At 35.0% G+C, this 25542-nt stretch carries 20 protein-coding genes; 18 read left to right on the top strand and 2 right to left on the bottom strand.

Annotated elements, in window-relative coordinates; genetic code table 11:
* Positions 1-31 precede the first annotated feature (31 nt).
* The 3 genes from I5168_RS11800 to I5168_RS11810 are packed head-to-tail and all read left to right on the top strand — an operon-like array spanning position 32 to position 1802.
* A complete protein-coding gene (locus I5168_RS11800; RefSeq protein WP_167341761.1) occupies positions 32-550 on the top strand; it encodes a plasmid pRiA4b ORF-3 family protein in 519 nt (172 codons plus the stop codon).
* 3 nt (positions 551-553) lie between these two features.
* Entirely contained in the window at positions 554-1612 is a 1059-nt protein-coding gene (locus tag I5168_RS11805; RefSeq protein ID WP_042278402.1) for a nucleoid-associated protein, read from the top strand.
* Positions 1613-1616: 4 nt separating this feature from the next.
* Positions 1617-1802 (top strand): hypothetical protein, encoded by a 186-nt coding sequence (locus I5168_RS11810; protein WP_060522813.1) that lies wholly within the window; start codon positions 1617-1619, stop codon positions 1800-1802.
* On the opposite strand, the gene I5168_RS11815 is transcribed toward I5168_RS11810, so the two are convergent.
* On the bottom strand, positions 1799-2854 hold the full coding sequence (locus I5168_RS11815) for a hypothetical protein (RefSeq protein ID WP_042278399.1): 1056 nt from the start codon (positions 2852-2854) through the stop codon (positions 1799-1801). The two genes, I5168_RS11810 and I5168_RS11815, sit on opposite strands and share 4 nt — an antisense overlap.
* Before the next feature lie 57 nt (positions 2855-2911).
* Here I5168_RS11815 and I5168_RS11820 point away from each other — a divergent pair, with 57 nt between their 5' ends.
* From I5168_RS11820 to I5168_RS11865, 10 genes are all read left to right on the top strand, one after another.
* Complete coding sequence (locus tag I5168_RS11820) at positions 2912-3805, top strand: ABC transporter ATP-binding protein (protein WP_167341760.1); 894 nt, start codon at positions 2912-2914, stop codon at positions 3803-3805.
* Between the two features lie 10 nt (positions 3806-3815).
* Positions 3816-4661, top strand: a complete 846-nt coding sequence (locus I5168_RS11825; RefSeq protein WP_042278397.1) for an ABC transporter permease — start codon at positions 3816-3818, stop codon at positions 4659-4661.
* A 32-nt stretch (positions 4662-4693) separates the two neighbouring features.
* On the top strand, positions 4694-7963 hold the full coding sequence (locus I5168_RS11830; protein WP_431471890.1) for a T9SS type B sorting domain-containing protein: 3270 nt from the start codon (positions 4694-4696) through the stop codon (positions 7961-7963).
* 21 nt (positions 7964-7984) lie between these two features.
* Positions 7985-10036, top strand: coding sequence for a gliding motility-associated C-terminal domain-containing protein (locus I5168_RS11835; RefSeq protein ID WP_431471891.1), 2052 nt, complete (start codon positions 7985-7987; stop codon positions 10034-10036).
* Between the two features lie 13 nt (positions 10037-10049).
* On the top strand, positions 10050-12959 hold the full coding sequence (locus I5168_RS11840; RefSeq protein WP_431471892.1) for a gliding motility-associated C-terminal domain-containing protein: 2910 nt from the start codon (positions 10050-10052) through the stop codon (positions 12957-12959).
* A gap of 242 nt (positions 12960-13201) precedes the next feature.
* Positions 13202-13669 carry a MarR family winged helix-turn-helix transcriptional regulator gene (locus tag I5168_RS11845; protein ID WP_082586886.1) on the top strand — a complete coding sequence of 156 codons (468 nt, stop codon included), beginning with the start codon at positions 13202-13204 and terminating at the stop codon, positions 13667-13669.
* A gap of 1 nt (position 13670) precedes the next feature.
* Positions 13671-16079 (top strand): 3-hydroxyacyl-CoA dehydrogenase/enoyl-CoA hydratase family protein, encoded by a 2409-nt coding sequence (locus I5168_RS11850; protein WP_431471893.1) that lies wholly within the window; start codon positions 13671-13673, stop codon positions 16077-16079.
* A 108-nt stretch (positions 16080-16187) separates the two neighbouring features.
* Entirely contained in the window at positions 16188-17381 is a 1194-nt protein-coding gene (locus I5168_RS11855; RefSeq protein ID WP_085774448.1) for an acetyl-CoA C-acyltransferase, read from the top strand.
* 129 nt (positions 17382-17510) lie between these two features.
* Positions 17511-19322 carry an acyl-CoA dehydrogenase family protein gene (locus tag I5168_RS11860; protein ID WP_042278387.1) on the top strand — a complete coding sequence of 604 codons (1812 nt, stop codon included), beginning with the start codon at positions 17511-17513 and terminating at the stop codon, positions 19320-19322.
* Positions 19323-19699: 377 nt separating this feature from the next.
* Entirely contained in the window at positions 19700-20554 is an 855-nt protein-coding gene (locus tag I5168_RS11865) for a UDP-2,3-diacylglucosamine diphosphatase (RefSeq protein ID WP_105018714.1), read from the top strand.
* 88 nt (positions 20555-20642) lie between these two features.
* Here I5168_RS11865 and I5168_RS11870 read toward each other — a convergent pair whose 3' ends face one another.
* The gene (locus I5168_RS11870; protein WP_258150502.1) at positions 20643-20768 is read right to left on the bottom strand and encodes a hypothetical protein; all 126 of its coding nucleotides are present in this window, start codon (positions 20766-20768) and stop codon (positions 20643-20645) included.
* A gap of 36 nt (positions 20769-20804) precedes the next feature.
* Here I5168_RS11870 and I5168_RS11875 point away from each other — a divergent pair, with 36 nt between their 5' ends.
* The 5 genes from I5168_RS11875 to crcB all read left to right on the top strand — a co-directional run bounded on the left by I5168_RS11875 (position 20805) and on the right by crcB (position 25371).
* The gene (locus tag I5168_RS11875; RefSeq protein ID WP_105018713.1) at positions 20805-21335 is read left to right on the top strand and encodes a hypothetical protein; all 531 of its coding nucleotides are present in this window, start codon (positions 20805-20807) and stop codon (positions 21333-21335) included.
* 7 nt (positions 21336-21342) lie between these two features.
* The gene (locus I5168_RS11880) at positions 21343-23100 is read left to right on the top strand and encodes a sensor histidine kinase (protein ID WP_105018712.1); all 1758 of its coding nucleotides are present in this window, start codon (positions 21343-21345) and stop codon (positions 23098-23100) included.
* Complete coding sequence (locus tag I5168_RS11885) at positions 23097-23717, top strand: response regulator transcription factor (RefSeq protein ID WP_042278380.1); 621 nt, start codon at positions 23097-23099, stop codon at positions 23715-23717. Before I5168_RS11880 ends, I5168_RS11885 begins: the two co-directional genes overlap by 4 nt.
* 260 nt (positions 23718-23977) lie before the next feature.
* Entirely contained in the window at positions 23978-25003 is a 1026-nt protein-coding gene (locus I5168_RS11890) for an SRPBCC family protein (RefSeq protein ID WP_431471894.1), read from the top strand.
* Entirely contained in the window at positions 25000-25371 is a 372-nt protein-coding gene (gene crcB, locus I5168_RS11895) for a fluoride efflux transporter CrcB (RefSeq protein ID WP_431471895.1), read from the top strand. The genes I5168_RS11890 and crcB overlap by 4 nt, the downstream gene beginning before the upstream one ends.
* Positions 25372-25542: the final 171 nt, after the last annotated feature.

Here is a 25542-nt window from a genome sequence, read left to right on the forward strand (position 1 = left end):
TTTTATCTTTGAAGCCCTTTAAAAGTTACACATGATTTATAAAATTAGAGTGATACTAGACAGCGCCGATGATGTTTTGAGAGATCTTGAAATACCAGCAACTAGTACACTAGAAGACTTTCACAATATCATTCACCAGTCATTTCAACTTCAAGGTGATGAGATGGCTAGCTTTTATGAAACCGACGATGAGTGGAATCAAGGGCAAGAATATTGCCTATTTGATATGAGCGGTGGTATGGAACCTGTCAAGAAAATGGAAGACACCACTATAGATCAGGCATTGAGTAAACAAAAACCCAACCTTATCTATATCTACGATTTTTTGAGCATGTGGACCTTTATGATAACTCTTGTTGATATAGATCAGGCCGAGGATGGTGAACAATACCCTAGAGTACTTTTTGCAATGGGAGAATTACCAGATGAAGCACCAGATAGAAATTTTGAAGCTGATCCTAGATTTGATAACGATCTAGACGATGATGACCTCAATGATGATGAGGACTATTATGATGAGGAATCTTTTGATGACTATGAACTTTACTAGTATATGATTAATCTTTACAATACACGTATAGAGGACCTAGCGATTCATCGTATAGGTAACAAAAATAAAGGCGAACTGCTTTATACTTCTTCAAAATCTACTCTTTTAGATGATGAGATGCACTCATTATTAAAAGAATATTTCTTAAAGCCATTTCGTAGTAAAGAAGAAGCTTATTATAGCTTTTATCATGATACTGATCTCGATTTTCATGATATGTACGCTTTCGCGAAAGCGATATTCTCAACACCTGCAATCCTGCTAGATAAAAGTAAGGAAATTGCAAAGCACCTTTATGAGCAGTCGGTTCATCCACATATACGTAGCGGTGAGTTGTACGTGTGTTACTTTGACAATGTAATGGTAGATAATCAGAAAACGGATGCCATCGGTATATTCAAAAGTGAACTTAAACAAGACTTTTTACAGTTTGAAGAAGGCGACATTGAACTGGAAATGATCCTACAACAAGGTGTTAATCTTAACAAACTGGATAAAGGAGCTATCATTTTTAATGTTGCAGAAGAAAACGGATACAAAATTTTAAGTGTAGACAGCAATCGATATGATGCAAAATATTGGCTAGAGAGCTTTCTAGGTGTGGACGTTTTTGAAGATGAAAACTTCTTTACTAAAAAGTACTTGAAGTTTTGTCAAGACTTTGCCAAAGAGGTCGTACTTCCTGCAGAGGATAAAAAGGAAGAGGTGATGTTTTTGAATAGAGCTGTTAACCACTTTGCAAAAAATGATAATTTTGAAGAAACAGCCTTTTTAAATGATACCCTTGAAAATCCAGAATTAATACCTGAGTTTAAGAATTTTAAGGTAGAAAAGGGACCAAAGTATAGTATTGAAGATGTATCAGAGTTTCCTATATCAAATACCGCTGTTACACAAGCGCGTAAAGGAATCAAAAACGTGATTAATCTTGACACTCATGTGCAAATAAAAATGGATTTTACTAATCCTGATAGCGCTGAGAAATTTATAGAAAAAGGCTGGGACGAAGAAAGACAAATGTATTACTACCTAGTGTACTTTAATAGAGAGGAAAAGAAATAATCACATGAGAGCAAAGGCACCACTTTTAATTCTCTTGATTGCGGCACTTGCTTTTGCAATCCTCAATGTTACCAAAATCAACTATGCAGATCTAAGCTGGTCTACTAATCAAAATCCTTTTTTAGGTATTGGATTATCTGTGGCGGTAATTTTGCTTACTTTAATAAGATTGAGAACCTCTACACGCTAGGTTTTGTAGTTTCTAACTACAAAGTCTAGCGCAGTATTTAACACACCACCCATTGTTCTTGATTTTTTAAACTTTATATCACCAGTAAAGTTGTGCAAATCAGCTTTTAACGATTTAAGCTTCGCCTTGGTCGTAATTTCATCCTGCTTCATGCATTTCATGAGTTGCCTAAAACGTGTTTGAGTATTTGTCAATCGTTTGGCAATTAAGGATCTTTCTTCTTTCCTATACTGTTCTACACTTTCTAATTTAAGATGCTTGCTCACATTATCCACCATAGGAAAATTCTCTTTGAAGAATTGAGGTCTATAAACTTTTAAATTTCCTTCATAGGACTGTTGATCAAAATCTATAGCTCTTATGGTAAAACTTACTCTATCAAAATCATGGGTAGGAATGACCACGTAGTTGTAAGCACGCATGTCTCCTAACAATCTAATAGTACATCGTTCATTGAATTTCACAAACTCTTTAGCTATTTGAGTTTTTTCTAAACGATCACAACGTTCCAGATAATCCTTAATAAATTCATCACCTGGAATACCAGCAATATGCTCTTCAATCAAAGTGTCGTCGTGCACCAAAAAGCTTATACGGTGTGGTGATAACAAGTGTTCAATTTCTAGCCCGTATACCCTACTTGCATCGGCCTTTTTTACATAGAAATAAGTGAAACTGTCGTTTAATACATTACGTACTTTGATTCTAAAGGGTTTTGTATTACCAAAGGTGCAAAAGTCAATGGCATCTATGTTTAAATAGTCCAAAGTTTTGTCTTTCCCATCACTGTATAAAATATCATAAACTCTTTTAAGGTAATTATCTATCATATCACGCTCATGATCTGGATAATAACATCGTACCCATAATGTATCTTCATCATCTTTATTATAAACACTTATTGAACCTTGAAATCTGAGTAAATCGTCATAGGAAACTGGAATATTAGTATACCTATGATATTTTTTCACATACCCAAATAGAGCGTCGTCTATGGGATAAGTAGGCTTTTTACGTGATAATAATTTTTCTGTAGCTATATTTTCGCTCATTGTTTGTTACAAATCAATTTTTTTTCAGTCAGATAAAATAACCAAAATAACTTCTATATGAAAAACATTCTTGAAGTAAATCACCTTCATAAAAATTACGGAGCGCTTACAGCAGTAAATAAAGTCTCCTTTAAAATAGAGAAAGGTAACGTTTATGGTATACTAGGCCCAAATGGTAGCGGTAAAAGTACTACCTTGGGAATGGTCCTTAATGTTGTAAATCCAACAAGTGGCTCATACAAATGGTTTGACGGTAGCATGTCTACCCATGATGCATTAAAAAAAATAGGCGCTATTATAGAAAGACCTAATTTTTATCCATCAATGAATGCTGTGCAAAATTTAAAGTTGGTTTGTAAAATTAAAGGTGTTGCTTATGATAGAATAGATGAAACACTTGAGTTGGTAGGTTTGCTTTCGCGAAAGCATAGTCCCTTCAAAACCTATTCTTTAGGTATGAAACAAAGACTTGCAATAGCGAGTGCTTTATTGAATAATCCAGAAATTTTAATTCTAGACGAACCTACTAATGGTCTGGATCCTCAAGGAATAAGACAGATTAGAGACCTTATAAAACATATTGCAAAATCTGGCACTACCATTTTGCTCGCCTCTCATTTATTAGACGAGGTTGAAAAGGTTTGTTCTCACGTTATTGTATTACGACAAGGCAACATGCTGTATCAAGGCAGAGTTGATCAGATGGTTCAAAATCACGGTTCTATATTCTTAAGCTCTGAAAATATTGCTCAATTACGTAGTTTCCTAAATGAAAAATCCTTTGTCGCAGAATTGATTGAACAGGATAGTCTACTAGAAGTAAAACTATCCAGTCCGGTAACGACAGCCCAAATCAATAAAGAGGCTTTTGAAAAGGGTATTGTTTTAACTGAACTTGCCTTTAAGAAACAAAGCCTAGAAGATCAATTCCTAGAATTAACCAAAAACTAACCAATAGAATATGTTACGATTACTCGATATAGAATTTCACAAATTCAAACACAGTAAAAGCAGTAAGGTTTTAACCATTATTTACCTAACGATTATTGTAGTTTTAATGCTTACCGGTATTATTCCCATTACTATAAATGGTGAAAAATATGCTCTTAGCGATTTAGGTCTTTTTAATTTTCCCCTAGTATGGCATTTAAGTACATATTTTGCTAGTTTTCTAAAAGTCTTTATTGCGATTGTGATAGTTTCACTTACTGCAAGTGAGTACAGCAATAGAACACTCAAACAAAATCTTATCGATGGATTGAGTAAAAAAGAATTGTTGTTATCCAAAGTGTACTTCACTATTGTACTAGCTATTACAGCCACAGTTATTGTCTTTTTGGCATCATTAATACTTGGATTAATTTACTCTGATTTTGATGAACCATCAATAATATTTTCTCAAATGGGTTATCTAGGTGGATTTTTTCTAGCTCACTTAGTCTTTTTCACCTTCTGCCTATTCGCGGGAATTTTGGTGAAACGTGGTGCCTTTGCACTAGGGCTGGTATTTGTTTACTACATATTTGAAAGTATTATTAATGCAGTTGCAAAAGGACTGGATACCTACTATGATTGGAACATCTACGATGGTTACCTTGTTCACATACTTCCATTAAATGCCATGAGTAATTTAATCAAACAACCTTTTACTAAGATTGACTTGGTCAAATCTACCACTAGTCAAATTCCTATAGAAGGTCTAGAATTTACTTACGATATTGAATGGTTAGACATAATCTCAGTACTTATATGGTCTGGACTGTTTGTCTATTGGAGTTTTGCCTTATTAAAGCGCAGGGATTTGTAAAATATTAACGTTTTGGATGTTATTTTAGCGGGATGAAATTGAAAAATATTTATTCCGCTTTTTTTATTGTGCCATTTTTATTTATAAACACCAGTGTTTATGCACAATTAGAAGCTTCAAATTGGTATTTTGGATTTAATGCAGGTTTACGATTTGATCCTGTTTCAAATACAGTTACTCCTTTAGTTAATGGACAGCTCAGTACAAATGAAGGTTGCGCGAGTATAAGCGACGCACAAGGAAACCTCTTATTTTATACGGATGGTATCACTGTATATGATAGAAATCATGGAGTAATGCAAAATGGTAACGGACTTTTAGGAGATCCGTCAAGTACTCAAAGTGCGATAATCATACCCAAGCCTCAAGATTCTGACATTTACTACATATTCACAGTTGATACTCAAGTAGGTGGTGATGCTAATACTGGATTTCACTGGTATGAAGTGGACATGTCTTTAAATCTAGGACAAGGTGCTGTTACCACCAATTTAAATACTCCAAACAATCTTTTACGTAGAACCTCTGAAAAACTTACCGCTATTAATCATGCGACCAATGATGAGATTTTTATTATCGTTTATGCAAATCAAAACGGTGCAAGTGGAAACTTTAATACCTTTTACACTTATAAAGTGACTCCAACTGGTGTTGATCCAGTTCCCGTAAGGTCTACCTTTACAACCTCAGTGACAGACCCTAGAGGTAACATCAAAGTATCACCAGACGGACAATATTTAGTATCCTGCAACATGGTAGGTGGAACTTACATCTATGATTTTGATCAGACCACTGGTGCCTTGAGTAATGAGAGACGATTCAATTTTGCTTCAAGCGACAACCTTGGTTATGGTGTTGAATTTTCTCCAGATAGTAGTTTACTGTATATCTCAACCTTAAATAATGCTTCAGGAAATAATCCTACCGCTTATTCAACGTCATTGTTTCAATATGACCTTAATGCACCTAATATTCCAGGATCAGAAATATTATTAGACACAAGGCAAGGTTACCGTAACTCTATGCAATTAGGGATTGACGGGAAAATATATAGAACCACTTCAGACACCTATGATAACGGGAGACCTTTTTTAAGCGTCATTAATAATCCCAATGTAAGAGGTACAGGTTGTAATTTTGTGGCCGACGCAATTCCACTTTCTGGGCGACTGTCTACACAAGGTCTGCCTCCGTTCATTCAAAGCTTTTTTGCACTGATTGATGTTGAAAATACTTGTCTAGGAGACACGACAGAATTTACATTTGAAACCGATAATTTACCTGATAGTGTTCTTTGGGATTTTGGAGATGGTAACACGTCGTCCCAAACCATAGGGACCAATGTTTATAATACACCTGGCGTATATCAAGTTACGCTTACTCTAACTACTGGTGGTGCATCTAGAACATATAGAAAAACAGTAGAGATTTTTGATTCTCCAACTGCAAATAATGTTGTAGATCAAGATATTTGTGATCTAGACAATAATGGGAACGAAACTTTAGACCTAGATACAGATGTGACTCCTATTATTTTAGGAACTCAAGATGCCACGACTTTCAACGTAAGGTATTTTACGAGTCAACAAAATGCGATTGACAATGTAAATGAATTATCAAGTCCATATACCGTTAATACTCCTTCAGAAACTATATATGTTCGTATCTATAACCGTAATAATACAGAATGTTTTGACACGACCTCATTCGATGTTAATATTTTTCAACAACCTGTAATTCAATCTGTTCAAGATATTGAAGTTTGTGATGACGATTTTGACGGAATTCAACAATTTGATCTCACCTCTATTAACGCTTTAATACTCGGAAATCAAAGTAGTACCGATTTTGAAATTACTTTTCATACTTCACAAGGTGATGCAGACTCAGGATCAAATCCAATAAACAGTCCATACACCAATAACACTCCGTTTTTAGAAACAGTTTATGTGAGGTTAGAAAATAGAAACAACACTACCTGTGCAGATACTTCTCAATCTTTCAATCTTATAGTGCAAGACAAACCAGAAGCTATTGATTTTGATGCATTTCAATGTGATGAAGATGGTATTCCTGATGGAAGAACTACCTTTAGTTTTGATAGTTTTAGCGATGCTATATCAAACAATGCAAGTGATGTTACAGTTTCCTACCACAGTACACAGTCCAATGCAGATTCAAATACCAATCCATTAAACACAACAAGTTACACAAACACTACTCCTGCCGAGATAGTTTACGCACGTGTAACCAATGATGTTACAGGATGTTATTCAACATCTCAAGTTACATTGAGAGTAAGTGCAAGCGATGCGCAAGACACCACTTTACAAGCATGTGATGACCTATCTAATGATGGAATAGCAGATTTTACACTAACCCTAGCCGATAGCGATGTTTTAACCAACGCTCCAGCTGATGTTACAGTGAATTATTACGAAACTAGAGATGATGCACTTACAGAGCAGAATCCGTTAACTAGTCCATTTACCAATACGACACCTTTTTCACAAACCATTTTTGCCAGAGCCGAATCTCCTGATGGGAACTGTTACGGAATTAGTGAAGTAGAACTTACAGTAAATGCTTTACCTAATATTGAACCACAGGCATTATTTGAATATTGTGGTAATGATCCACAACCGCTCTCAATAGATGCAGGTCTCATCTCTGGAAATCCTGATGATTTTACTTATTCATGGAGTAACGGTGAGACTACAAATGAAATACTCGTTTCAACTGGTGGAGATTATACGGTAACCGTTACTAATGCCGAAGGCTGCTCATCACAACGTATAGTTACAGTTGTTATTAGTGAACCAGCAACAATTGATAATTTAATTATCAATCATGCCGGCACTAATAGTTCAGGATCTATGGAGGTTGAAGCTAGCGGATTAGGTGATTACGAATACAGTATTGATATTTTAACTCCTTATCAGGATAGTCCAATATTTACAGACATTGAACCAGGCTTTTATACCTTATATGTACGAGATAAAAACGGCTGTGGTGTAACTAGAAAAGATTTCAGTATTGTGGGATATCCTAGGTTTTTCACACCAAATGGTGATAGTTTTAATGATTACTGGCAATTAATAGGTGTTAATACTGTGTTTGAACCTAATTCCACAATATTTATCTACGATCGATTTGGAAAATTATTAAAACAAATCTCACCAGAAAGTGTAGGCTGGGATGGAACATTTAACGGTAATCCTCTACCGTCTAGTGACTATTGGTTCACTGCGACACTTATGGATGGTACGCAATTTTCTAGCCACTTCTCCTTGAAAAGGTAAAAAAGGCTATCTTTAAATGCTATGAAACAGCATTTATCCTTTCTACTTATTTGTTGTTGTTTCGCTTTCGCGAAAGCGCAATTACAATCTAACAATTGGTATTTTGGTATTAACGCTGGTATTAATTTTAGTAACAACACTGTTACCGCTCTCAATGATGGTCAACTAGTTACAGGAGAAGGTTGTGCCACAATATCTGACAATCAAGGAAACCTTCTATTCTATACTGATGGAAGTGTAATCTATGACCGTAATCATAATTTAATGCCTAATGGTACAGGACTCAAAGGTAATTCCAGCAGCACCAGTAGCGCGATAATTGTACCACAACCAGGAAGTTCAACTAGGTTTTATGTTTTTACGGTAGACACGGATGACATCTTATATCGCAATAATGAAGGATTCTTTTATTCCGTAGTAGATCTAAGTTTGAATAATGGTGATGGTGATGTTATCACCACTGAAAAAAATATAAATTTACTAGCTCTTACGTCAGAGAAACTTACTGCAATTTCTAATTCAAGCGGTACAGGTTTTTGGATAATTACTCAATTCGAAGACAAATTCTTTAGTTATGAATTAACATCGAGCGGATTAACCACAACACCTGTAGTATCTATAGTTTCACCGTTTATAGAGCTTGTAAATACAAATCTTACGAATATTGACGTTGCTGCAATGCGAGGCTATATTAAGGTAAACCCTAGAGGTGACAAATTAGTAGCTGCTCATTTTTCAAATAATACTTTATCAGATTTTTCAAATACCACTACCCTATTAGAAGCACGCAGTATCGCCTACACGAACGGCGGAGAATTATACCTGTATGATTTTGACAATTCCACTGGTATAGTATCCAATCCACAACCGTTAATGACCAAAGCCGATGGAGGTTCCTTTTACGGTGTAGAATTTTCAAGCAATGGTCAATTTTTATATGCCGAAGTCGATTTTATGAATCCATCAACTACTCAAACTTTTGAATTTGTTAATGGTCAAATACTACAATTTGATTTAACATCAAATAATATAGCAAATTCAAGGACAGTTGTTTATGAAGATAATTTAGTGACCTTTAGAGGAGCTTTACAGCTAGGTCCAGATAACAAAATTTATCACAGTCGGATTAATCAAAATGCGCTTAGTGTAATCAATACTCCTAATTTTTCTGGTATCTCGGCCGATTATAGATTTAATGATTTTCAGTTATCGCAAAACTCGTTTGCGATATACGGATTACCGATATTTGTCCAAAGTTTTTTAATTTCAGGAGAAATAGTAGCTGAGGATCATTGTTTTGGTGAAAATCATTTATTTACCGTTCAAACTTCAGCTCAAATTGATAGTATTACATGGGATTTTGGCGATCCTGCAAGTGGAACAAACAACTCATCTATCAATCTTAGCCCTACACACACTTTTTCTCAAGTAGGTACTTTTATAGTGCGAGTAACCATTCAAACGCCTACTCAAACAATTGATTTAGAAAAAGAAATACAAGTATATCCAAACGTAGTTATTAATAGCATTCCTGATCAAATAACTAAATGTGATGAAGGTTTTGATACAGCTTCATTTGATCTAAGCGTAATCGCTGATCTAGTTTCGACTAGAAACGATCAAATCGTTTCCTTTCATACCTCAAGGGAAGATGCGACAAATGGAAGTAACATTATAAATAGTAATATGATTTATAGAAATATTTCCAATCCTGAAAGTATTTTTATTAGAGTCGAAAACGACAACTGTTTTAACATTTCTCAACTGAATTTACAAGTAGAAAACTGTCCAATAGAGGTGTTTAACGTGGTAACGCCTAATAACGACGGATTAAATGATACGTTCATCGTTTCTGGGTTAAAAAATGTTTATGAAAATCATAAAATTTCTATTTTTACTAGATACGGTCAAAAAGTATGGGAAGGAGATAATAACTCTGCATCTTGGGATGGAACAAGTAATGTTGGACTTACCTCGACCACAGGTTTGCTACCTACAGGGACATACTTTTACGTGATTGAATTAAACGAACCAAACACAAAGCCACAAGCCGGCTATGTATACTTAAGATAACTTGAAAAACAACATGAAAACAATTTACTCTTTATTACTCTTAATTTTTGTAAGTACAACCATGCTTGCCCAAGAAGAATCCTCATGGTGGATCTTTGGAGATCAAGCTGGTGTAGAATTCACTCCAAACCCTCAAAATCGTTCACTAGATCCAGCAGTAGCTACATCTGGATATGATACGGATGAAGGTGTTGCATCGATTTCAGATGATTCAGGAAACCTTTTATTTTTTACAGACGGAATCACAGTATGGAATAGAAATGGTAACATAATGCCTAACGGTACAGGTTTAGATGGTAACTTCTCTAGTACCCAAAGTGCCATAATCGTAAAAGCTCCAGAATCACCTGGAGTTTATTTTATTTTTACGGTAGGTGCTGGTGGTAATGGCCCTTTATCATACTCTAGAGTTGAAATGTCTCTTAACGGTGGATTAGGAGATGTTGTTGCCGGTGTTAAAAACGTAGTACTTATCCAATCCTGTGCAGAGAAAGTAGCTGCTACTATTCAAACAGGTAGTAATAATGCCTATGTAATGACCTTTGCTGAAAGTAATGCCACTTCAACTGTAAATGGTACTGGTAACTTTAACGCACTATTTACCTGGGAAGTAAGAGGTATTCCAGGTCCTAATGTTTCATTTGTATTCCCAAATCCTGTTTTACAACAAGGAAATGGAAACCTTCCATACTATTCAGTTCCAACTGCATCTTCTAGTGCAGACAGAGGACAACTTAGAGTAAGTCCTGATGGTACAAAGCTAGTAATCTGTAACCAGAATAGCTTTAATGGTTTTGAAGGTACTGTTTTGTACGACTTTAACCCAGGAAATGGTCAATTTGGTGGAAATGGTTTAGTCCTTCATAACGGTCCTGTTTATGGAGCAGAATTCTCTCCTTCTTCTCAGTATTTGTATCATGATGAAAGTAGCACCTATGGATTTAATGGAAATAAAAAGATCTTTCAATACGAGTTGTGTGATGCTAATAATATTCTAGCAACCAAAAGAGAGATAGCTGATGTTTCGGAAGGGAGATCTACGTTACAATTAGCTCGTGATGGAAATATTTATGTTGGTCGTTTTGATCAAACAGAATTAGGAATGATAGTAGGGCCTGAAACTCCTACCGCAACCTATAATGCAAACGGATTTGACATCAGCCCTGGTGTATCAAAACAAGGGTTACCTGTATTTGTTCAATCTAGTTTCTCCAGTTCTTTCACTCTTAACGATCAGTGTCAAGGTGATGCAACTGAATTTCTTTTAGCTTGTTTACCACAGGTAGCAGCAAGTACATGGGATTTCGGTGATGGTAATACAGCCAGTGTTACAGGACCTGTTGCTGTATACAATACCTATGCTTCTGCAGGAACTTATGTAGTGAGTGTAAACGTGACTAACGTTTCAGGAGATACAAGAAACTTTACTCAAGAAATTACCATTTATGAAAATGGAATCGTTGATCCTATTGATACTACATTACTTAACTATTGTGATGATGACGCTTCAGGTAGTGAGATTGTTGACTTAAGTCAGTTCACAGCAGATGTTTTAGGTAGCCAAGATGCTACTACATTTGATATCACTTACCACGCAAATCAAACCGATGCAGATGCAGGTGTAAATGAATTACCATTGAATTTTGATGCTCCTTTAGGAACTACAACAATTTGGGTAAGGATAGCAAACAATACCTCACCTATTGACGATGGATGTAGTGCTATTGATTCATTTGATTTAATGGTAAGTCCTACTCCAGCAATCAATCCGATACCAGATTTTGAAACTTGTGATGATATTTCACAAGACGGAATTGAAGATTTTGATCTTGCTTCATATTTACCTACCATACAATCAGCTGTAAGTACTTCATTCAATGTTACCATTACCTTACACCCTACTCAAATGGATGCAGATACTGGCATGAATGCTATTGACACATCTGTCGCTTACACTAACACTTCTAGTCCTGAAACTATTTATGTAAGAGTTGAAAACGACGTTGATCAAGACTGTTACAGTACTGCTCAATTTAATTTGGTAGTTTTAAACGAGCCTACAATCGGAACTCCTATGAATATAGAAGTGTGTGACGATGCTCCTTTAGACGGTAGTTCAGACTTTGATCTAACAGAACAAGATATTGAAGTAGATCCAAATGGTCTAGGTTCAGTAAGCTATCATGCTTCACAAGGAGATGCTGAAACAGGAGCTAATCCATTATCCTCGCCATACACTGTAACTGGAACTCAAACAATTTATGTAAGATTGACTGATTCAAATGGTTGTTCAAATACTACACAGTTTGATATCTCAGTTTTAGATGCTCCAAGTATTGGTCAACCTCAAGATCTTGCCAATATCTGTGATGAAAATAGCTCTTTAGATCAAAATACATTTGATTTATCAGTACAAGATGATGCTGTGCTTAATGGTAATGATCCAGCTAATCACATCGTTAACTACTATGAATCTCAAGCAGATGCTGAAGCTGATTCTAATGCATTAGGAACAAATTACTCAACGCCTTTTCAGGCCGGTGTTACTACAGGAACTCTTTTTGCACGCTTAGAGAATATACAAACAGGTTGTTTCAATGTGGTTGCATTTACAATAATTTTCGAAAGATGTGAAATCATTTTTCCAGAAGGATTCTCACCAAATGATGATGGAGTAAACGACACATTCTCTATTCCAGGACTAGCAGAACAGTTCCCTAATTTTGTATTGAAGATTTTTAATCGTAATGGAAGTATGATTTATGAAACGTCAGCAAATAATTATGAAGAATTTGCAGGAATACCAAATAAAGGTTTACTTGCTGGCGATGGCCTAGTACCTGTAGGAGTATATTTCTATACTATTGAGTATAATGATCCTGATGAAGAAGATACAGCTAGTTGGGTTTATATCAATTACTAACAAAGATTTTTAAGTAACCGACTCTTTAGAGCCTCTGATTATAAAAAATCAGAGGCTTTTTTATTTATCGAACTTTTATAAACTTATAGTCAGATATTTAACTCTAAAATTGAGCTATTCAACTCGAGTATAATTAAAATATAATTAGTAATTTTATGATTATTCAAACTACTATAACGATTGAAGTTTTTTGTTAATTTATTATGCGTGCATAGTAAAATGTTTTATCTTGCGGTCTATTAATGAGTATGAGACATAATAAAACAATAGATTATATTTTAAGAGCTACCTGGATGTCAGTGTCTAAAATGTACAACGAACAAGCCGCAGTAAAAGGCAGTACAATGGCTACAGGTTTTGCTTTAATAAGTATAGATCCCGAGAATGGAACTCCTAGTACAGCCTTAGGTCCAAAGATGGGAATGGAAGCGACATCATTATCTCGAACACTTAAAATGATGGAAAACAAAGGACTTATTGAAAGGAAAAAAAATCCAGAAGATGGTCGTAGTGTTTTAATTCATTTAACACCATTCGGTAGGGAAATGCGAGAATTTTCTAAATCCGTTGTAAAAACCTTTGACAACCACATACGTGAGGAAATTGAAGAAGATAAACTAGAAACATTTCTAGAAGTAGCTTACCGAATAAATGAAATAGTTAATTCAAAAAAGATATTTAAAAATCAACCCTTTTTAGTTAGAAAGTAATATGGGAAAAAGAAGAATCAAACATGTAACCGTAATCGGTTCTGGAATCATGGGTAGTGGAATTGCCTGTCACTTTGCCAATATTGGCTGTGAGGTATTATTATTAGATATTGTTCCACGAGAGCTTACAGATAAAGAAAAAGCTAAAGGTTTAACCCTTGAAGACAAAGCTGTACGTAATCGTATGGTAAATGATAATCTTGCTGCTGCAATAAAAAGTAAGCCAGCTCCTCTGTATAATAAAGCTTTTGCAAATCGTATTTCGACAGGAAACGTAGAAGATGATTTGAAAAAAATCTCAAATACAGATTGGGTAATAGAAGTTGTTGTTGAGCGGTTAGATATTAAAAAATCTGTTTTTGAACAAATTGAAAAGTACCGTAAACCTGGTACCTTAATAACCTCAAATACTTCTGGAATTCCAATTGGATTTATGAATGAAGGTCGTAGTGAGGATTTTCAAAAGCATTTTGCAGTAACCCACTTCTTTAATCCTCCTAGATATTTAAAATTATTCGAAGTAGTTCCAGGACCTAACTGTGATCCATCAGTTACGGATTTTCTTATGGAGTACGGTGAAAAATACTTAGGAAAAACTTCAGTATTAGCTAAAGATACACCAGCATTTATTGGAAATAGAATCGGAATTTTTTCTATACAAAGTCTATTTCATACAGTAAAAGAAATGGGCCTTACAGTTACAGAAGTAGATAAACTTACCGGTCCTGTTATTGGACGTGCTAAGTCTGCTACTTTTAGAACAGTAGACGTAGTAGGATTGGATACGTTGGTACACGTAGCAAACGGAGTCTATGAAAACTGTCCACAAGACGAGCACCGTGACACGTTTAAATTACCAGATTTCATCAGCACTATGATGGAAAACAAATGGTTAGGTTCAAAAACAGGTCAAGGCTTCTATAAGAAAAGTGTTTCAAACGAGGGTAAAAAGGAAATTTTAGCTCTAGATCTAGATACACTAGAATATGTTAAACAGCCTAGAGCAAAATTTGCAACATTAGAGTTAACTAAGACTATTGATAATGTTGCAGATCGTTTTCCTGTTCTGATAAAAGGAAAAGATAAAGCAGGAGAATTTTATAGAAAATCATTTGCATCACTATTTGCTTACGTACAACATAGGATTCCTGAAATCTCAGACGAGTTATACCGTATTGACGATGCGATGAGTGCTGGATTCGGATGGGAACATGGTCCATACCAAGTTTGGGACGCTGTAGGCGTTGCAAAAGGTGTAGAACTTATGAAAGCAATAGGTAAGGAACCAGCTGCTTGGGTGACAGAAATGCTAGAAAAAGGTTATGACTCTTTTTACACTGTACGCGATGGAGCAACTTATTACTACTCTATTCCTGACAAGGATTACGTTAAGAAACCAGGACAAGATGGTTTTATTATTCTAGACAACCTTAGAGCACATGCGCCAGTATTTAAAAACAGTGGTGTTACTGTTCATGATATAGGTGATGGTATTTTAAATGTAGAGTTCACTTCAAAAATGAATTCGATTGGTGGCGATGTATTAGCTGGACTTAATAAAGCTATAGATATTGCCGAAGACCGCTTTGATGGACTTGTAGTTGCAAACAATGGAGCAAATTTCTCCGTTGGAGCAAACATCGGTATGATATTCATGATGGCTGTAGAGCAAGAATACGATGAGCTTAATATGGCTATTAAGCAATTCCAAAATACCGTAATGAGATTACGTTACAGCAGTATTCCAACAGTTGTTGCACCTCACCAAATGACATTAGGTGGTGGTTGTGAAATTACGATGCACAGTGATATGGCAGTAGCCAGTGCCGAAACCTACATAGGTCTAGTAGAATTTGGAGTAGGAGTTATTCCAGGTGGTGGTGGATCAAAGGAAATGGCGCTACGTGCAAGTGACACCTTCGAAAAGAACGATGTAGAACTTAACCGTTTACAAGAATATTTCTTAACTGTAGGTATGGCCAAGGTAGCAACTAGTGCTTACGAAGCCTACGACCTAGGAATCTTAAGAAGAGGAATTGATCAAGTCGTTGTTAATGACAATCGTCGTATCGCTTTCGCGAAAGCGCAGGCACGCCTAATGGCAGATAAAGGATACACACAACCTGCACCACGTAAAGACATTAAGGTACTAGGTAAACAAGCATTAGGAATGTTCTTAGTAGGTACAGACAGTATGGAAGCTGGAAAATACATAAGCGAGCATGATAAGAAAATCGCCAATAAATTAGCTTACGTAATGGCTGGTGGTGATTTAAGTGCTCCAACTCTGGTATCCGAGCAATATTTATTAGATCTTGAAAGAGAAGCCTTTTTAAGTTTAACTGGTGAACGTAAAACTTTGGAACGTTTACAGCACATGTTGCAAAAAGGTAAACCGTTAAGAAACTAATTTAATAAAACAGTTTCACAGCAAATAAAAAAATAACAAATGATAGGATTTCAATTAGATAACTTGTTCTCAAACATAAATCTATAATCCTGTTATAATATTAAAGAAATGAACAAGACTGCATATATAGTTGCTGCTAAAAGAACAGCAGTGGGAAAAGCTCCTAAAGGAGTATTCAGATTTAAAAGACCAGATGAACTGGCAGCAGAAACAATTGAAGCTATGCTTAAAGATGTTCCTGCCTTGGATAAAACAAGAATTGATGATGTTATCATAGGTAACGCAATGCCCGAGGCTGAACAAGGACTTAATATGGCGCGTTTAATTTCATTAATGGGATTAAAAATTGATGATGTTCCTGGTGTAACTGTAAATAGATATTGTGCTAGTGGTGTAGAAACTATTGCCATGGCGACCGCAAAAATACAATCGGGAATGGCAGATTGTATTATTGCCGGTGGTGCAGAGTCGATGTCCTATATTCCAATGGGTGGTTATAAACCTACTCCAGATTACCGAGTAGCAAAAGCCGGTAACGAAGACTATTACTGGGGAATGGGGTTAACTGCAGAGGCTGTTGCAAACGAATTCAAAGTTTCTAGAGAAGACCAAGATGAGTTTGCCTTTAATTCTCATCAAAAAGCTTTGAAAGCACTTGCTGAAGATAGATTTCAAGACCAAATCGTTCCTATAGAAGTAGAGGAAACTTTTATTAACGCTGCTGGTAAAAAGGAAACACGCTCCTACACTGTAAACAAAGATGAAGGACCACGTGCTGATACAAAACTGGAGGTTTTAGGAAAATTAAGACCTGTATTTGCTGCTGGTGGTTCGGTAACCGCTGGTAACTCATCACAAATGAGTGATGGAGCAGCTATGGTTCTAGTGATGAGTGAAGAAATGGTAAAAGAATTAAATCTTGAACCTATCGCACGTATGGTAAACTTTGCAGCTGCAGGTGTTCCTCCTAGAATTATGGGTATTGGTCCAGTAAAGGCTATTCCAAAGGCACTTAAACAAGCAGGAATTACTTTAAATGATGTAAGTATGATTGAATTAAATGAAGCATTTGCTTCTCAATCACTTGCAGTAATCAGAGAATTGGGCCTTAACCAAGATATAGTGAACCCAAATGGAGGAGCTATTGCACTAGGACATCCACTAGGATGTACAGGAGCAAAATTAAGTGTACAATTATTTGATGAAATGCGACGTCAAAATTTAGAGAATAAATATGGTCTTGTAACTATGTGTGTAGGGACAGGTCAAGGAGCTTGTGGTGTTTACGAATTCCTTAAATAAAACAATCATTAAAAAAGTTAGAAGACTGATCTGCTAGGCACAAATTAATATGCTGGGACTAGGTAATCAATTTCAAAATAGATTTGAGTACCATTCTTTCTTCTAAGTATCGTAATAAAAAGTAAAAAAATGGCAACAGAAACAACAAATGAAAGCGGTATAATCCGTGGTGGTCAATTTATCGTGAAAGAAACAAATCCACAGGACGTATTTACTCCTGAAGATTTTTCTGAGGAACAAATCATGATGAAAGAGTCGGTAACAGAATTTGTAGACAAAGAAGTTGTACCGCATAAAGAAAGATTTGAAAAGAAAGATTACGCTCTTACTGAAGAAGTAATGCGTAAAGCAGGTGAAATGGGATTCTTAGGTGTAGCTGTACCTGAAGAATATGATGGTCTAGGAATGGGATTCGTCTCAACCATGTTAGTATGTGATTACATATCAGGAGCAACTGGTTCTATTGCTACAGCTTTTGGTGCTCATACTGGAATAGGTACTATGCCTATTACACTTTATGGAACTGAAGAGCAGAAGAAAAAATATGTTCCAAAACTTGCTACAGGTGAGTGGTTTGGAGCTTACTGTTTGACAGAGCCTGGTGCTGGATCAGATGCAAATTCGGGTAAGACTAAAGCTGAACTTACTGAGGACGGTAAACACTACAAAATCAACGGTCAGAAAATGTGGATCTCAAATGCAGGTTTTTGTAACGTATTTGTAGTATTTGCCCGTTTAGAAGATGATAAAAATATCACAGGTTTCATTGTAGAAAATGACCCGTCAAATGGTATTACATTAGGTGAGGAAGAACACAAGTTAGGAATTCACTCCTCTTCTACCCGTCAAGTATTTTTTAATGATTGCCTAGTTCCTGTTGAAAATATGCTGGCTGGACGTGGTGAAGGATTTAAAATTGCTATGAACGCTCTTAACGTAGGTCGTATCAAACTTGCTGCAGCTTGTTTAGATGCACAGCGTCGTGTAATTTCTTTAGCTACTCAATATGCAAATGAACGTGAGCAGTTTAAAACTCCAATCGCAAAATTTGGTGCTATTCGTAAGAAATTAGCCGACATGGCTACAAGTGCTTACGTAGGTGAAAGTGCTTCATATCGTGCAGCAAAAGACATAGAAAATCGTATCCATATTAGACAAGAACAAGGAGATGAATTTGCAACTGCAGAACTGAAAGGAGTTGAAGAGTTTGCGATTGAATGTTCTATTCTTAAGGTAGCTGTATCTGAAGATATTCAAAACTGTAGTGATGAAGGTATTCAAATATACGGTGGTATGGGATTCAGTGCCGATGCTCCTATGGAAGCAGCGTGGCGTGATGCTCGTATCTCAAGAATATATGAAGGTACAAATGAAATAAATAGAATGCTTGCCGTTGGTATGCTTGTTAAAAAGGCGATGAAAGGTCATGTAAATTTACTGGAACCAGCAATGGCTGTGGCAAATGAACTTACCTCTATTCCTTCTTTTGATGTACCAGATTTTTCTGAGCCATTAAGTGAAGAAATGGATATGATTAAGAAACTTAAAAAAGTATTCTTAATGGTAGCTGGTAGTGCAGTTCAAAAATTTGGAACTGAACTTGAACAACACCAACAGTTACTTATGGCTGCATCAGACATTCTTATTGAGATTTATATGGCTGAAAGTGCTATCCTTAGAACTCAGAAAAATATCGCTAGGTCAAGTGAAGAAGCGCAAAAAGAGCAAATTGCTATGTCTCAGCTATACTTATACAATGCAGTGAAAATCATCCAAAACAGAGCTGAAGAAGGTATCGCAAGCTTTGCAGAAGGTGACGAACAACGCATGATGCTTATGGGACTTAAACGATTTACTAAATATACAAATCTGCCTAATATCGTAGCGTTAAGAAATACGATCGCAGATAAAGTAACTGATAGTAATGCTTATCCTTTCTAATTAGAAAGTTAATTTTAAATGTTGGAAACCGCTATTCTTTAATTAGAAATAGCGGTTTTTTTATCGATGAAATTTTCATTTCAACTAATTCAATATTTGTTGATTAGTCAAAAAGTTAAGTAAGCTTAAGCGAGATTAGGTTTGGTTAAAGATTGTATAATAATTCTAACATAAATAAATGGTTAACTATTGATTCTCAGTTTGAAATAAGATAATTAAACTAAATTCAATGTTATGCTAGGCCGTCATTTTAATGACGGCTTTTTTACAATTATTTCATTAAGTGATAGCCTTTAAATAAAGAACACATAAAATTCTTATAACCTAGTAATCAACCCTTTCAATTAGTTTTATAAACATCATTATTAAAGGGTTATATGAAACGAAAAGTGGATCTTGTAGTAATAAGCGATGTACATTTGGGAACCTATGGTTGTCAATCAAAAGAAATCTATAGCTATTTAAAAAGTATAAAACCAGACACTTTAGTTCTTAACGGCGATATTATTGATATGTGGCAGTTCTCAAAACGCTACTGGCCCAAAAGTCACATGAAAGTAGTAAAACAACTATTTCAACTAGCATCCAAAGGAACTCTAATTTATTATATCACTGGTAATCACGATGAAATGCTCAGAAAATTCAATGGCCTTGAACTGGGTAATATCAAAATTGTAAATAAGCTAGAATGGAATTGTAACGGAAAAACTGCCCTGTTTTTTCACGGTGATATTTTTGATGTTTCCATTCAAAATAGTAAATGGTTGGCAAAAATAGGTGCGATGAGCTATGATAGCTTGATTTTAGTAAACACCGCTATTAATTATTTGTCTAGAAAACTAGGTAAAGGTAAAGTTTCACTATCTCGTAAAATAAAAACCAGTGTAAAAGGTGCAGTAAAATTTATCAGCAACTTTGAGCAAACTGCTATAGAAATGGCTCGTCAACAAGGTTATGACTATGTGATTTGCGGTCACATTCACCAACCTACCGACAAAACGATAGATTTTAAAAATGGCTCGTCAATACGATATTTAAATAGTGGTGACTGGGTTGAACATTGCACAGCCTTGGAATATCATGATGACAAGTGGAAACTTCATAAACATGATTTGAATAATAATAATCTTGTAAATGCTATAGAGAGTGAACTACTCGATGATTCAATGAGCTTAGTAGACATGAATCAAAAACAACTTTATCAATATATTCTTCAGGAATTCCTTAAATAAATCTTACTTACTTTTATTTAATGATTTTCGCTTTCGCGAAAGCGAAAACACCATCTCACCTTCAAATAATTAATTATCAATTATTTAATTAAGTTGAATAATCTGTAATCCATTTGAGACGACTGCTAGTTGTAGGAATATTCATATTGTAAAGAATTTTTACATTTACATAGCTAGACGTACCCCATAAAGGGTATTGAATAATGCTAGCCATTTAACTTAATTTACTCATTCTATAAACCAATTAATTATGAAAAGAATTTCACTTGCATTAATCGCCGTTGCAACTTTAATGACCGCCTGTAAAGAAGAAAAAAAGCCAGAAAATATGCAGGAAATGGAAACCACAATTGAGAAGAAAGCAGCATCAATGGAATGCAATTACACTATCGATCCTGCTATAACGGTAGACTTTTATTACGAAGATGAAAATGTAATTCTTGCCTCAAAAGAAAATGCTCCTATCGTAAAAGCAGATTTTACCTGGGAACCTAGTGGGACCAACGATGAAACTGTAACTTTAGTAAGTGGTACGTTTCATACCATTGCTAATGATATAGGATACGTTACCGATGCTCAAATTATAAACGAAGATGATAAGTATAAAATGGTAATCGTTTTTGAACAAGGCGCTCCCGACAATAAAACGATTGAATTTAACCAAAGTTTTAGTGGTGATTTTATCATGGATACTTCTTTAGATATTGATTACTGTGAGGACGCCGAAGAAGTTTCTAAACCTATCCTAATTGGTAATATGATGAAAAGAAAAATAAAATAAGACCTTCTTGAGAACAGTAGCCAGCCTCTTATTTTTATTTATTTCTCAATGGATTGTAGCTCAGGAATTTTCATATGTAGACTTACTCATCAATAATTATGATAATGAATATGAAACTACTCTAGCTATTGTAGATACATTGAACCTTGATGACTATTCAATATATGAGCAGTACCGCATTAAAATTGCAGAAAGTGCTGCTCAATATGGAATAAATCACGATGCTCCTGCTCATTATAATAGGCTTCTTGAACTTAAAAAATCATGTGATCCACAAGATTTAAAAAGTCTATTCTATATTAATGATGAATTAATCTATACCTATTTTTATGTAAGCGAGGTGCCTGATGGTTTTATGGATCTTATAGAGGTCAATAAAAAAATTGCTAAAAAATTAGAGGATCCCGATCTTGAGATTACTAGCTACCTATATTCAACAGGGTACTTAATCCACAATAATCAATATAACCAAGCAAAAAATGAATTGTGGAAGGCTAGAGAAATAGCAAAGGAATACAACAAAACTGAAGATATTTTTACTGTTGAAAGTAATCTTTCAGTAGTTTATCAGCGTCAAGGATTGTTAGATTCTGCTTTAATTTTTCAAAAAAAAATAGAAAAGTACTATTCTAAAATTAAGGATACTACTGGACTATATGGTAACTACAACAATACTGGACAGGTCTATAAAAGAATGGAGAATTATGAGAAGTTTCTTGAGTATACGTTGAAAGCTCAAGAACTCGCTCCTGATAACCTAGACCTACTTAACCTTATTAATAATAAGAGAAATCTTGCTGAAGCCTACCACTATAACAACAAATATAAGCTGAGCAGCGAATTATTTGTTGATGTACTTGATAACATTGATACCATTAATGCTAGACAAAGTGAGAATAAAATACAAGAGCTTGAGGCAAAATATGAAACTGCTGAGAAAGAGAAAAAAATAGCAGAACAAGAAGCTAAAAACGAACAAAATCAAAAGGTTATTATCGCGCTTATAGCAACAGCAGTCCTTATAAGCGTTATTGGTTTGTGGTTTTTTAACAACCAGCGTAAGAAAAAGCTTTTAGTAGAAAAAGAGAAGAAACTCATCATGGCCCAAAAAGATAAAATACTGAAAGAGCAAGAGTTATCTACTATCGATGCTATGATTGCTGGTCAAGAAAAAGAACGAAAGGAAATAGCCACCGAATTACATGATGACCTAGGCAGTTCTCTTACCACTATGAAACTGCATTTTGAAAATTTAAAACGGCAAGCAGCCCAACAAGACAATAAGATTTATTTTGATAGAACAGAACAACTGCTTAACGATACTTATGAAAAAATTCGTCAAATGTCGCATAAACGCTTTACAGGTGTTCTAGCTAGTAAAGGTTTAATACCTAGTGTAGAGAGTCTAGCTCAAAAAATCAGTCAAAGTAAAGAGTTAGATGTCGAAGTGATCCACTATGGGCTAGACACGACATTAGAAAACAGTCTAGAACTATTGATTTTTAGAATAATACAAGAATTATTAAATAATATTATAAAACACGCACAAGCCAGCGAGGCCTTTATTAATCTAACTGCTTATGAAGACCATTTAAACATCATGATTGAAGACAACGGTATAGGGATGAATGTTGTATCAATTAAACCAACTGATGGAATGGGACTATATAGTATAGAGAAAAAGGTAGAAAATACAGGAGGAACATTTGAAATAGACTCGCAACCTGGTTTTGGAACCACAATAACCATCGATATACCGTTATGATCAACCTACTAATTGCAGACGACCATGTATCCATTGTAGATGCAACTAAATTATTACTTGAAAATGATCCAGAAATTACCGTGATAGGAACTGCCCACGACGGTAAAGAATTGTTAGAAAACATCAAGCACCGTAATCCCGATATTATTCTATCAGATATAAGTATGCCTCGTATGAATGGTATTGAAATGTGTAAAACAATCAAGAAAACGCATCCAAAAATTAAGGTGATTTTTTTCTCTATGTTTGAGCATGATGATGCTATAAACGATGCTATAAAAGCCGGTGCATCTGGGTACCTATTGAAACGTAGGCCACTAGAAGAAATCAGAAAAGCTATTATTGAAGTTTCAAGAGGTAAAAGTTATTTTGATAAAAATATTGCTGTTGAAGAAATTTACACAAAAGCGGATATTAAACCTAAATTGTCTCCAACTGAAAGAGTTATACTTAAATTAATAGCGCAAGGGAAACAAAGTTCAGAAATTGCAGAGATCAGACATACCGCAGTAGGTACTATTATAAAGCATCGTAAAAACATGATTCAGAAGTTGGGGCTCAAAGGAAAAGGAGAACTCATGAGATACGCTTTATCCGTACACAAACACTACAATTAACATTTGTTAATTAAAATCGTGTTTTTATATATAAATTATTTTAAAAATACCCATTTAGGGGTACTTCTTCCCGCTTAGATGCTAATATATTTGGATAAGTAATAAGAGGATTTTCACAATCGACCAATACTTCTTTTATTAACTGAATTTTAGGGGGAAGAAAGTCTCTAGACTTTCATCAGACTGCCGGCTTATACAGCTGGCAGTTTTATTTTATATAGATTTGTCATACCTTTTTGGCCATTAATTCTATCAACCCTATGAAAGCATTAAAGTACTTTATCATCTTATTAGTAATTGGTATTATTGCCAGTGTAGTGTATTTCTCCCTTCAAGACGGAACATATAGTATTACTGAAGAATATACTATCGAAGCACCTACACAAGTTATCTATGAGCAAATAGATGATTTTGAAAGTTGGAATAATTGGAATCCATGGACCATGCAAGATGGTATAAACTCGACAATGAGAGAACAAACAAGCGGTGTAGGTGGCTATTACACCTTTACAGATGAATATGGTAATGGTAAAATGACTATCACAAACGTAGACCCAAATAAGAAAATAGTCTTTGATATGCAGTACGATAGCGGATTTGCTGTTTCCAATAGTGAGGTAAGTATGATGATAATGCCTGAGGAAAAAGCAAATAAAGTTATTTGGAATATTAAAGGTGAGAATAGCCTGAAAGAAAAAATGCTCAACGCGATTTTTGGAATTGATTTAGAAAAGGAAATAAGACCTATGTATCAACAAGGCCTTAAGAATTTGGACAGTGTTGTACATCAGGAATTGAATAAATATACAGTATCAGTGGATGGAGTTCTTGATACAGGCGGCAGTTACTACTTATACATGTCTACAAGTGCAACAACAAAAACCATGGAAACCTTGCAAGAAAGTATGTTTCAAAACATAAAAAAGTACATGAATATTCATGATATAAAGCCATTTGGAAATCCTATGATCATTTTTGAAAAAAACGATCCTACTTTAGGTCAGTTAATATTTTCTGCTGCCATTCCTGTTAAAGATAGAATAGAAACTGAAACAGGTAGCAATGTTTTATGTGGTTTTACACCTGCAACTCAGGCCATTAAAGCAACCTTAAAAGGAAAACATGAATTTTTAAATAAAGCCTGGGAAGAGGCAACAGCTTATAGAGTCTCGAATAATTTAGATGCCTCTGATATTTCTCCTTATATCGTTTATAGAGTCTCTAAAGATGAAACGGTAAATCCAGCAGCATATCTAACAGAAATTTATTTACCTATTCAAGAATGAAAAGCTTCTTTTTAGTTTTTATTGGTGGTGGCATAGGTAGTTACCTAAGGTATGCCCTTTCCATATACATGAATTCTGGTACAATAAAATGGTTACCTACCTTGATTGTAAATGTTCTAGGTTGTTTCTTATTGGGAATCTTATGGCAGTTGACTGAGCGTACAGATAGTATATCGCATCCTAGATATTTATTATTAGGAATAGGATTTTGTGGTGGCCTTACCACCTTCTCAACATTTTCATTAGAATTAGTAAAATTTATTAAAAATGGAGATTTTTTAAATGCAGGCCTTTATTTTTTCGGAAGTATGATACTAGGAATGATTATGCTGCACCTTGGATATAGCATTTTTAAATCATTTATCTAATCCAATCCATTAATCAAGATATTAAAAAAAGATATCTCCTTAAATAAAAAAACCACGCTTATCAGCGTGGTTTTTTTATTTCGTGATCGCGACAGGATTCGAACCTGTGACCGTCTGCTTAGAAGATAAACTACAATATAATCATAATCAATTGACTTACAATACATAACA

Source organism: Nonlabens sp. SCSIO 43208 (genome assembly GCF_050703575.1).
GTDB classification, from domain to species: domain Bacteria; phylum Bacteroidota; class Bacteroidia; order Flavobacteriales; family Flavobacteriaceae; genus Nonlabens; species Nonlabens tegetincola.

Bases quoted from the DNA above. Each gene is read 5' to 3' on its own strand.
- I5168_RS11845 (WP_082586886.1), top strand. From the start codon at position 13,202: ATGAGTATGAGACATAATAAAACAATAGATTATATTTTAAGAGCTACC.
- I5168_RS11865 (WP_105018714.1), top strand. From the start codon at position 19,700: ATGAAACGAAAAGTGGATCTTGTAGTAATAAGCGATGTACATTTGGGA.
- I5168_RS11805 (WP_042278402.1), top strand. From the start codon at position 554: ATGATTAATCTTTACAATACACGTATAGAGGACCTAGCGATTCATCGT.
- I5168_RS11885 (WP_042278380.1), top strand. From the start codon at position 23,097: ATGATCAACCTACTAATTGCAGACGACCATGTATCCATTGTAGATGCA.
- I5168_RS11810 (WP_060522813.1), top strand. From the start codon at position 1,617: ATGAGAGCAAAGGCACCACTTTTAATTCTCTTGATTGCGGCACTTGCT.
- I5168_RS11870 (WP_258150502.1), bottom strand. From the start codon at position 20,768: ATGGCTAGCATTATTCAATACCCTTTATGGGGTACGTCTAGCTATGTA.
- I5168_RS11825 (WP_042278397.1), top strand. From the start codon at position 3,816: ATGTTACGATTACTCGATATAGAATTTCACAAATTCAAACACAGTAAA.
- I5168_RS11855 (WP_085774448.1), top strand. From the start codon at position 16,188: ATGAACAAGACTGCATATATAGTTGCTGCTAAAAGAACAGCAGTGGGA.
- I5168_RS11835 (WP_431471891.1), top strand. From the start codon at position 7,985: ATGAAACAGCATTTATCCTTTCTACTTATTTGTTGTTGTTTCGCTTTC.
- I5168_RS11850 (WP_431471893.1), top strand. From the start codon at position 13,671: ATGGGAAAAAGAAGAATCAAACATGTAACCGTAATCGGTTCTGGAATC.
- I5168_RS11840 (WP_431471892.1), top strand. From the start codon at position 10,050: ATGAAAACAATTTACTCTTTATTACTCTTAATTTTTGTAAGTACAACC.
- I5168_RS11830 (WP_431471890.1), top strand. From the start codon at position 4,694: ATGAAATTGAAAAATATTTATTCCGCTTTTTTTATTGTGCCATTTTTA.
- crcB (WP_431471895.1), top strand. From the start codon at position 25,000: ATGAAAAGCTTCTTTTTAGTTTTTATTGGTGGTGGCATAGGTAGTTAC.
- I5168_RS11800 (WP_167341761.1), top strand. From the start codon at position 32: ATGATTTATAAAATTAGAGTGATACTAGACAGCGCCGATGATGTTTTG.
- I5168_RS11875 (WP_105018713.1), top strand. From the start codon at position 20,805: ATGAAAAGAATTTCACTTGCATTAATCGCCGTTGCAACTTTAATGACC.
- I5168_RS11860 (WP_042278387.1), top strand. From the start codon at position 17,511: ATGGCAACAGAAACAACAAATGAAAGCGGTATAATCCGTGGTGGTCAA.
- I5168_RS11815 (WP_042278399.1), bottom strand. From the start codon at position 2,854: ATGAGCGAAAATATAGCTACAGAAAAATTATTATCACGTAAAAAGCCT.
- I5168_RS11820 (WP_167341760.1), top strand. From the start codon at position 2,912: ATGAAAAACATTCTTGAAGTAAATCACCTTCATAAAAATTACGGAGCG.
- I5168_RS11890 (WP_431471894.1), top strand. From the start codon at position 23,978: ATGAAAGCATTAAAGTACTTTATCATCTTATTAGTAATTGGTATTATT.